At 70.6% G+C, this 8,650-nt stretch carries 10 protein-coding genes and 1 tRNA gene; 5 read left to right on the top strand and 6 right to left on the bottom strand.

The window, feature by feature from the left end:
• Positions 1-95: 95 nt before the first annotated feature.
• From ggt to rsmD, 5 genes are all read right to left on the bottom strand, one after another.
• Positions 96-1,916, bottom strand: coding sequence for a gamma-glutamyltransferase (gene ggt / locus WCE37_RS03540; protein WP_343278165.1), 1,821 nt, complete (start codon positions 1,914-1,916; stop codon positions 96-98).
• Positions 1,913-2,167 carry a YfhL family 4Fe-4S dicluster ferredoxin gene (locus tag WCE37_RS03535; RefSeq protein ID WP_343255359.1) on the bottom strand — a complete coding sequence of 85 codons (255 nt, stop codon included), beginning with the start codon at positions 2,165-2,167 and terminating at the stop codon, positions 1,913-1,915. Before WCE37_RS03535 ends, ggt begins: the two co-directional genes overlap by 4 nt.
• A gap of 74 nt (positions 2,168-2,241) precedes the next feature.
• Entirely contained in the window at positions 2,242-2,739 is a 498-nt protein-coding gene (locus WCE37_RS03530; RefSeq protein WP_343278164.1) for a hypothetical protein, read from the bottom strand.
• Positions 2,740-2,777: 38 nt separating this feature from the next.
• Positions 2,778-3,281: a pantetheine-phosphate adenylyltransferase gene (gene coaD, locus WCE37_RS03525; protein WP_343278163.1), complete on the bottom strand. Its 504-nt coding sequence runs from the start codon at positions 3,279-3,281 to the stop codon at positions 2,778-2,780.
• 67 nt (positions 3,282-3,348) lie between these two features.
• Positions 3,349-3,945 carry a 16S rRNA (guanine(966)-N(2))-methyltransferase RsmD gene (gene rsmD, locus WCE37_RS03520; protein WP_343278162.1) on the bottom strand — a complete coding sequence of 199 codons (597 nt, stop codon included), beginning with the start codon at positions 3,943-3,945 and terminating at the stop codon, positions 3,349-3,351.
• Between the two features lie 66 nt (positions 3,946-4,011).
• Between rsmD and ftsY the strand changes: the two genes are divergently transcribed.
• The 4 genes from ftsY to WCE37_RS03500 are packed head-to-tail and all read left to right on the top strand — an operon-like array spanning position 4,012 to position 7,932.
• Entirely contained in the window at positions 4,012-5,331 is a 1,320-nt protein-coding gene (gene ftsY / locus WCE37_RS03515; protein ID WP_343278161.1) for a signal recognition particle-docking protein FtsY, read from the top strand.
• A complete protein-coding gene (locus WCE37_RS03510; protein ID WP_343278160.1) occupies positions 5,328-6,572 on the top strand; it encodes a hypothetical protein in 1,245 nt (414 codons plus the stop codon). The genes ftsY and WCE37_RS03510 overlap by 4 nt, the downstream gene beginning before the upstream one ends.
• Positions 6,569-7,660: an A/G-specific adenine glycosylase gene (mutY, locus tag WCE37_RS03505; protein WP_343278159.1), complete on the top strand. Its 1,092-nt coding sequence runs from the start codon at positions 6,569-6,571 to the stop codon at positions 7,658-7,660. Before WCE37_RS03510 ends, mutY begins: the two co-directional genes overlap by 4 nt.
• A complete protein-coding gene (locus WCE37_RS03500; protein ID WP_343278158.1) occupies positions 7,657-7,932 on the top strand; it encodes an oxidative damage protection protein in 276 nt (91 codons plus the stop codon). The genes mutY and WCE37_RS03500 overlap by 4 nt, the downstream gene beginning before the upstream one ends.
• Here WCE37_RS03500 and WCE37_RS03495 read toward each other — a convergent pair.
• Positions 7,908-8,360: a DUF6491 family protein gene (locus WCE37_RS03495; protein WP_343278157.1), complete on the bottom strand. Its 453-nt coding sequence runs from the start codon at positions 8,358-8,360 to the stop codon at positions 7,908-7,910. The genes WCE37_RS03500 and WCE37_RS03495 overlap by 25 nt on opposite strands.
• 151 nt (positions 8,361-8,511) lie before the next feature.
• Between WCE37_RS03495 and WCE37_RS03490 the strand changes: the two genes are divergently transcribed.
• Positions 8,512-8,587: transfer RNA gene (locus WCE37_RS03490), tRNA-Phe, on the top strand.
• The last annotated feature ends 63 nt before the right edge of the window (positions 8,588-8,650 follow it).

Genomic DNA, 8,650 nt, shown 5'->3' with positions numbered 1-8,650 from the left:
TTTCTTTCCTTGGCGAGTAGTTTGGGTACGCCTACCCCCCCCCCCCCCCTCCCCCCCCCCCCCCCCCCCCCCCCCCCCCCCCGCTCCCGAAGGCGTCAGCGCGATGATTGCGTTTCGGGGGGGAGGCCGACCTCGGCCTTGCCTACGGGGTTGCGGGGGTCACTGCCGCCTTCGAGGCGCTTGTTGGCGATGTCCCAGGCCACGGTCTGGAAGTTGCCCCAGACGTCGCTGGAGCGGCGGCCGTCGGACGCTTCGTCCTCGGGGCGCTGGACCACGTGGCCCATCGCCCGCAGGGCCTGCGCGGTGGCGGCGTCGAAGGTGCCGCCCTCGGCCTGGATCGCGTCGGGCATCCACTGGTGGTGGTAGCGCGGCAGTGCGGCGACGTCGGCCGCCGACAGCCCCTCGTCGTAGCCGAGCACGCCCAGCAGCACCATGGTGATGATGCGGCTGCCGCCGGGCGTTCCGAGCACGGCGACCTTGTCGTCGGAGACCATGAAGGTCGGCGTCATCGAACTCAGCATGCGTTTGCCGGGCTCCGGCGCGTTGGCGTCGTAGCCCATCACGCCGAAGGCGTTGGGCGTGCCGGGCTTGAGCGCGAAGTCGTCCATCTCGTTGTTGAGCAGCACGCCGGTTCCCGGCGCCACCAGGCCCGAGCCGTACAGCAGGTTCACGGTCTGCGTGGCGCCGACGCGGTTGCCTTCGGCGTCGATGATCGAGAAGTGCGTGGTTTCCTCGTCCTCAAGCGGCGTAGGCGCGCCGGACAGCAGTTCGCTGGGCGTGGCCTTGCCGGGATGGATGGTGGAACGGAGGCCGGCGGCGTAGTCGGCGCTGGTGAGCAGGCGCTGCGGCACTTCCACGAAGTCCGGGTCACCGAGGTAGAAGGTGCGGTCGCGATAGGCGCGGCGCATCGACTCCACCACCAGATGGGTGCGTTCGGCTTCCGACAGCGCGTGGAGGTCGTAGGGCGCAAGGATCTGCAGCATCTGCGCCAGCGCGATCCCGCCGGAAGACGGCGGCGGCGCAGTGACGATGTCCCAGTCGTGGTAGCGGAAGCGGACCGGCTCGCGCTCGATCACGCGGTATGCGGCAAGCTCGTCCGCGGTCCAGGCGCCGCCCTCGGCGTTGACGCCCGCCACCAGCTTCGCGCCGACGTCGCCGCGGTAGAAGCCGTCGAACCCCTTTTCGGCCAGCAGCTCAAGCGTCCGCGCCAGGTCGGGCTGGCGGAAGACGTCGCCCTCCTCGATCGGCCGGCCGGCGGCCAGGTAGACCTCGCGCGTGCCGGGATAACGCTCCATCACCGCGCTGCGCGCCGCATAGCCGCGGGCCATGCGCGCGTACACCGGGAAGCCTTCGCGCGCGATGCGGATCGCCGGCGCCAGGGTGCGTGAAAGCGGCAGCTTGCCGTAGTTCCGCTGCAGGTGGACGAAGGCCGCCGGAAGGCCGGGGATTCCCGCCGACCAGGCGCCGTTGGTGGCGCGGTCGCGGTCGAAGCCGCCCTCGGCGTCGAGGTAGCGTTCGGGCGTTGCCGCCGCGGGCGAAGTCTCACGGGCGTCGATGAACACATCGCGGCCGGCCGCGGCATCGTGCAGCAGGAAGAAGCCACCGCCGCCTATGCCGGAGCTGATCGGTTCCACCACCGAAAGCACCGCGGACACTGCGATCGCAGCGTCGAAGGCGTTGCCGCCGTCGGCCAGCACCGCCATTCCGGCGTCGGTGGCCAGCGCGTGCGCGGACGCGATCGCGACGCCCGGCGGATGCGCCGCCGGAGCCGTGGATGCCGGAGCGGTCGCAGTCGCGGCCGGTGCCGGGGTGGTCGCAGTTGTGTTTGGCGGGTCGCCGCCGGCCAGCGAGACGGCCGGCGCCAGCACAAACGCGAGCAGCAGCGCCGCGCGGCGCAGCAAGGTGATCCTGTTCATGCGGCCTGCTCCTTCAGCCGCATCAGTTTTGCAAGCAGCTGGTCGTGGGATTCGGGGATGTCGGGGTCCGGATCGATGCATTCGACCGGGCACACCACCACGCACTGCGCCTCATCGAAATGCCCCACGCACTCGGTGCAGCGCGCGGGGTCGATCACGTAGATGGTTTCACCCTGCGAAATGGCGTCGTTCGGGCAGGCCGGTTCGCAGACGTCGCAGTTGATGCAGAGCTCGTTGATGCGCAGTGCCATCGGGTCATTGTAGACCCTGCACGCGCGGTCCGCCGCCGGGCCTGGACGGCCGGCGGCAGCGGCGCCTCGATGCCTTACCTGGCTTCGACGAACACGAATTCCACGCCCGATGGAGCCACGGCGGTGGCCACGCGGTCGCGGTCGGCGGCAGCGCCGATGAAGACCACGCGCACGCCCTTCATGGTGTCGGGCGAGACGTCCGCGAACGCCTGCACGACGATGTCGGCCATCTTCGACGAGTCCGAGGACGCATAGGCAAGCATGTTGCCTCGGACGATGCCGCGCGCCACGTCCGAGCTGGCCTTGTCCTGCAGGCGGCCATAGGAACCCGCGTCGGCGTCTTCATCACCGGTGCTCGCAGGCAGGTAGTACACGTAGGGCTGGTTGGCGATGCCTTCCATGTTCCGGGTCACCACGTCGGACACGTAGTCGCGCCAGGCGCCGTCGTCGGCGGTGGTCGGGGCGGTCAGCGGCGCGGCCACGGTCGCGACCACGGCCTCTTCCTTCTTGCAGGCGGCAAGCACCGGCAGGGCAAGGCAGGCGGTCAGCACGAGTCGGGTGATGGTCTTCATTTCTGTGTCCCCAGGTGTTCGGTGATGGGTGGTTGTGATCAGTCTAGCTCGCGTCGCCATTCGGTCTGCAGCGCTTCGGCCACCGCCGCCGGCACGAATCCCGAGATGTCGCCGCCAAGGCGGGAAATCTCGCGCACCAGCGAGGAGGAAATGAAGCCGTACTGCTCCGCCGGCGTCAGGAACAGCGTCTCCACCTCGGGTATCAGGTGGCGATTCATGCTCGCAAGCTGGAATTCGTACTCGAAGTCGGACACCGCCCGCAGGCCGCGCAGCAGCACGCCGCCGCCGACCTCGGCCACGAAGTGGGCGAGCAGCGAATTGAAGCCCATGACTTCGACGTTGGCGTGGGAGGCCAGCGCGCCGCGTGCAAGTTCGACCCGCAGGTCGAGCGACAGCGCCGGCCCCTTGGCCGGGCTTTCGGCGACGCCCACGATCAGCCTCTCGAACAGCGGCGCGGCGCGGTCGACCAGGTCCACGTGGCCGTTGGTGATCGGATCGAACGTGCCTGGATAGACCGCGATCCTGTTTCGGGCTGTGCTCATGCCGGGGCTGTGCCGTGGTTGGGATGCTGGGGCCAGGCGGAGTGTATCAGCGCCACGCAGTGCCGGTTCAGCCCGCGGCCCGGCGGCGGAAAAGCGCGTGGCGGGCGTCGCGCGTCCCCGATTCACGGTGCAGGCGCCAGCCGGCTCCCGGCGCAACATGCATGCCCGGCGGCGACTCCAGGTACAGCCACGCATCGGGCGTGAGCCACGGCTCCAGGCCTGCCATCACTCCATCCCACGGACCATCGGCGAACGGCGGGTCGACGAACACCAGGCCGAAGCGGCCGTGCAGCGGCGCGCGCAGCAGCTCCAGCGCATCGGCGCGCAGCACGGTGGCGGCTTCGCCCGCGCCAAGGCGCGCACAGGTCTCGCGCAGCGACTCCGCCAGCACCGGGTCGCGCTCGACCAGCAGTGCCTCGCCCGCTCCACGCGACAGCGCCTCGAGTCCCAGCGCACCGCTGCCGGCGAACAGGTCCAGCACGCGCACGCCGGCGAGCATCGGCTGCAGCCAGTTGAACAGCGTCTCCCGGGCGCGGTCGGACGTTGGACGGAGCCCGGGCGCTGAAGCCACCGGCAGCTTCGATCCGCGCCAGCGGCCGCCGATGATGCGCACGCTGCCGGAGGGCGCGGCGCGCCTGGGAGGTCGGGAGGCCGGTGATATCATGACGCGGCATTGTCCGCGCTTGCGCGTCGACACGCACCCTCCCCTTTTTGCCTGGTCCGATTCGCGATGGTCAGCTTCTTCCGCCGCTGGAAACCCGATGCCGACAAGGCCAAGCAGGAGAAAGACGACGCCGCCCCATCGAGCGCATCAAGCGCGGCCGCCGAGGCCATCGAAGCCGCCAGGGCCCTGGGAGCCGCCGCCGCCGACCCGGCTCCGGTGCAGCCGCCGCCGATGTCGCAGCCCCTGCCGCCGACCCGACTGCCCGAGGCCGCCGACAGCGACAGCAGCCACCCCCCCGTCCCCGCCGAGGCCTCTGCCCCCGCTCCGGCCGCCGCTCCCACGACGGCCTCCGCCCCTCATGCCCTTGTGGGAGCCGCTATAGCGGCGAATGCTCCTCCGGCCCTCGTGGAACCCTCCACCGGAACCGATACCTCCTCGACCACGCAGGAAAAACCCGCCGCCGCCCCCGGAAAAACCGGCTGGCGCGAACGTCTCAGCGGCAGCGGCATCGCCCGCGGCCTGGGCGGCCTGTTCGCGCGCAACCCGCGCCTGGACGACGACCTCCTCGATGAAATCGAAACCGCCCTGATCAGCGCCGACGTCGGCGTCACCGCAACCACCGGCCTGGTCGAATCCCTGCGCAAGCGCATGAAGGCGCGCGAGTTCGCAGACGTCCCAGCGCTGCGCAACGCCCTGCGCGCCGATCTCATCGCACTCCTCAAGCCGGTCGCGCGCCCGCTGGTCATCGACCCGGCAATACGGCCCTTCGTGATCCTGACCGTCGGCGTCAACGGTGTCGGCAAGACCACCACCATCGGCAAGCTCGCCAAGCGCTTCAAGGACGAGGGCCGCGGCGTGATGCTGGCCGCCGGCGACACCTTCCGCGCCGCCGCCGTGGCCCAGCTGCAGGCCTGGGGCGAACGCAACGGCGTGGCCGTCATTGCCCAGGGCCAGGACGCCGACGCCGCCTCGGTGGCCTTTGACGCGCTGCAGGCGGCGCGCGCGCGCGGCACCGACATCCTGATCGCCGATACCGCCGGCCGCCTGCACACGCAGCAGGGCCTGATGGCCGAGCTGTCCAAGATCAAGCGCGTGCTGGGCAAGCTCGACGGTGCCGCCCCGCACGAAGTGCTGCTGGTGATCGACGGCACCACCGGCCAGAACGCGCTCAGCCAGCTGCGCCATTTCCACGCTGCCGCCGGCGTGACCGGCCTGGTCGTGACCAAGCTCGACGGCACCGCCAAGGGCGGCGTGGTGTTCGCGCTTGCGCGCGAGTTCGACATCCCGATCCGCTTCGCCGGCATCGGCGAGCGCCCCGAAGACCTGCGCGTGTTCGACGCCGAGGCCTTCGTCGACGCCTTGCTGCCGGAGGCGCTGGGGGCGTGAGGCTGCGTCGCGGGCTCGCGCTCGCCGCAGGTATCGCCGGGATCGCGCTGCTGCTCGTCGTATTGGCGGCGGCGGTCGTGATGCAGCCGCAGCGCCTGGCACGCCTGGTGCTTGGTGGCGTGGGCGATGGCCTTGGCCTGGACATCAGCTTCGAGGGCGAAGCGCGCTACCGCCTGCGCGGCACGCCGATGCTGGAAGTGCACGCGGTCGCGGTACGCCAGCCCGGCGAGGCCGCGCCCCTGCTGCGCGCATCACGCGTGCTGGTCGCGCTGCCGTGGTCCACCGTGCGCACACGCGCCGCGCCGCTGGCGCTTGAGCGCATCGAACTCGACGCACCGGTCCTCGACCTGCGGCGGCTGCAGGTCTGGCTGGCCTCGCGCCCGCCGGGCGACGGCGGCCTGCCAACCCTGTCCGATGGCGTGACCGTGCGCGACGGCCGCGTGCTCGCCGAAGGCTGGGAGCTGCAGGACATCCATCTGCGGGTGCCGGAATTCAGCGCGGATGCGCCCTTGGCCGCGCACGCGCGAGGCAGCTTCCTTCTTGCCTCGCCCACGCGGATCCACTTCGACCTGCACGCGGCCGCGACCAGGCCGGCGAACGGCGCCGGCATCGGTGTGCGCGGGCCGGTGCGCGTGGAGCACGCGGACTGGACGCTGCCTGCGTTCATCACCGCCTCCGGACCGCTGCAGATTGCCGACGGCCGCGTGCACGTCACGCCCCTGCGCTTTGGTGCCGATGCGGAATTCCGCGGCGAAGGCGCGCCGCTGGTCTTCGCACTGGGCGCGCACGGCCCCCTGCGCCTGCGCGACGGCACCTGGACCCTGGTGCCCTTGACCGTTGCCCTGCGCGGCCAAGGCGTGGTGCCGATGTTCAATGCCACCGGCCGCGCCGCGCTCGGGCCGGCGCTACTGCTTGATCTCGAAGGCGCTATGGCCGACTGGCCGGACGCATGGCCAGCGTTGCCGGCGCCGCTGGGCGCCTCAACCTCACCGTTCGCCTTCGCGCTGCGCTACGCCGGCGCGATGGACCTGACCGATCCCGCCAGCCTGCACGCGTCGCGCGACGAAGCCCGCGCCGAAGTCGACGCACGCGTGTTCGAAGTCCTCGACTGGATGGATGCCGCAGCTGCCGGATCCCCGCTGCCGCCGCTTCGTGCCCGCGCCAGCGCGCCGCGGATCGAGGTCCCCGGCGGCACGCTCCATGGCGTGGAACTCGGCATCGACCCGGGGGAAGCGCCATGAACGCGCATGCCCGGGCCGATGCCCGCGACGCCTTCGCTGCGCCCCTGCTGGAATGGTTCGATGCCCACGGGCGCCATGACCTGCCCTGGCAGCATCCGCGCACGCCGTACCGCGTCTGGCTGTCGGAGATCATGCTGCAGCAGACCCAGGTACGCGTGGTGCTGCCGTATTTCGAACGCTTCATCGCCGCACTGCCGACGGTGTCGGCACTCGCCGCCGCGCCGCGCGACGACGTCCTCGCCCTCTGGTCCGGCCTCGGCTACTACGCACGCGCCCGCAACCTGCATGAGGCCGCCCGCAGCTGTGCCGAAGACCATGGCGGCGAGCTCCCGCGCAGCTTCGACGCACTCATCGCCCTGCCCGGCATCGGCCGCAGCACCGCCGGCGCCATCCTCGCCCAGGCCTGGGGCGACCGTTTCGCCATCCTCGACGGCAACGTCAAGCGCGTACTCGCCCGCTACCATGGTGTCGAAGGGTGGCCGGGCCAGGCGATGGTCGAGAAGCGGCTGTGGCAGCTTGCGCAAGGGCACCTGCCCGACGCCCGCCTTGCCGATTACACGCAGGCGCAAATGGATCTCGGCGCCACCCTCTGCACCCGCCATTCGCCGGCATGCGGGCAGTGCCCACTGCGCCCCGGATGCACGGCGTTTGCGCAGGGACGCACCGACGAGCTGCCCACGCCCAAACCCGGCAAACCCCTGCCCACCCGCGAGGCCCTGCTGCTGCTTCTGCATGACGACGAAGGCCGCATCCTGCTCCAGCGCCGCCCGCCGGCAGGCGTCTGGGCACAGCTGTGGTCGCTCCCCGAAGCCATCGACGAGGCCGACGCGCACGGCTGGCTGCAGGCCAACCTTGGCGGCCACCACGGCCGCGGCGAAACGCTGGCGACCATCGCGCACGCCTTCAGCCACTACCGCTTCAACATGCATCCCCGGCGCTGGCGCGCGGTCGCCCCCGCAGGCGCGGTGCGCGACAATGACGACCTGCGCTGGGTCTCCCGCGATGCACTTGCCGGGCTCGGCATCCCGGCACCGGTCAGGACGCTGATCCAGGCGCAGTTCGCCACCGACCAGGAGAATCAACCGTGAGCCGCACTGTGTACTGCGAATACGAGAAGCGCGAAACCCAGGGCCTCGCCTTCGTGCCGTGGCCGGGCGAACTCGGCAAGCGCGTGTTCTCAGGCATCGGCCAGACCGCCTGGGCGGCCTGGCTTGCGCACCAGACGATGCTGATCAACGAGAACCGCCTGTCGCCGATGGACCCCGAGCACCGTGCGTTCCTCGAGCGCGAGATGGAAAAATTCCTGTTCGGCGGCGGCGCCGACAAGCCCGCCGGCTACGTTCCCGAAGGCGCCGACTGAGCCTCGTCCCGCGCCGCCTTTTCGGCAGCCTTGATCCGTGCCGTATCAAGCGGGCGGATCTGCGCGATCCGGCACGGCATCTGCATCGAGGACCGGTTGCGCACGATCACTTTGTCGAAGCCCGCATAGACGCGCCCGGTCTGGTTGGTGAGGCTGATGGCCGGCGTGTATTCAATGTCGAGGCAGGGGCCGCTGAAACCGAGCAACCAGGCTTCCTTCGGCCGCGTCCACACGGCGATATTGCGTTCGTCCAAGGGAGTCCAGCCGCTGATGCGGCCGAGGTAGGTGAAGCTTTTCACCGGCGCACCGGCCGCGGCTTCGTAGCTGGCGAGCTTTTCAGCGTCGCTCATTCCCGAACCGGTGGCGCAACCACCCAGCGCCAGCAGACCGCCCAGCGCGGCGGCGGCCGCGAAGATCCTGCCTTGCATGATGTCCTCCTGCCGCGGCGCGGCATGTCATTCCCGTTCCGATCATGAACCCTGCCGGATACGCCAACCGCGGGAATCGCAAGCTGCGTTCAGCCCCGATACGGTCTTGCCTCGGCTGCGGCCGCTGCCGTATCATTGCGGGCTCGCCAGTGGCCGGGTAGCTCAGTTGGTAGAGCAGGGGATTGAAAATCCCCGTGTCGGGGGTTCGATTCCCTCCCCGGCCACCATGCGAATCGAAGGGCTTGCAGCAGTGCAGGCCCTTTTGCTTTCCGGCCGGGACCAGGCCGCCG

The organism is Luteimonas sp. MJ250, from assembly GCF_039548455.1.
GTDB lineage: Bacteria > Pseudomonadota > Gammaproteobacteria > Xanthomonadales > Xanthomonadaceae > Luteimonas.
This window is presented reverse-complemented; position numbering and strand designations above follow the sequence as displayed.

Coding starts and splice junctions, on each gene's coding strand:
- ggt (WP_343278165.1), bottom strand. CDS start 1,916: ATGAACAGGATCACCTTGCTGCGCCGCGCGGCGCTGCTGCTCGCGTTT.
- WCE37_RS03535 (WP_343255359.1), bottom strand. CDS start 2,167: ATGGCACTGCGCATCAACGAGCTCTGCATCAACTGCGACGTCTGCGAA.
- WCE37_RS03530 (WP_343278164.1), bottom strand. CDS start 2,739: ATGAAGACCATCACCCGACTCGTGCTGACCGCCTGCCTTGCCCTGCCG.
- coaD (WP_343278163.1), bottom strand. CDS start 3,281: ATGAGCACAGCCCGAAACAGGATCGCGGTCTATCCAGGCACGTTCGAT.
- rsmD (WP_343278162.1), bottom strand. CDS start 3,945: ATGATATCACCGGCCTCCCGACCTCCCAGGCGCGCCGCGCCCTCCGGC.
- ftsY (WP_343278161.1), top strand. CDS start 4,012: ATGGTCAGCTTCTTCCGCCGCTGGAAACCCGATGCCGACAAGGCCAAG.
- mutY (WP_343278159.1), top strand. CDS start 6,569: ATGAACGCGCATGCCCGGGCCGATGCCCGCGACGCCTTCGCTGCGCCC.
- WCE37_RS03495 (WP_343278157.1), bottom strand. CDS start 8,360: ATGCAAGGCAGGATCTTCGCGGCCGCCGCCGCGCTGGGCGGTCTGCTG.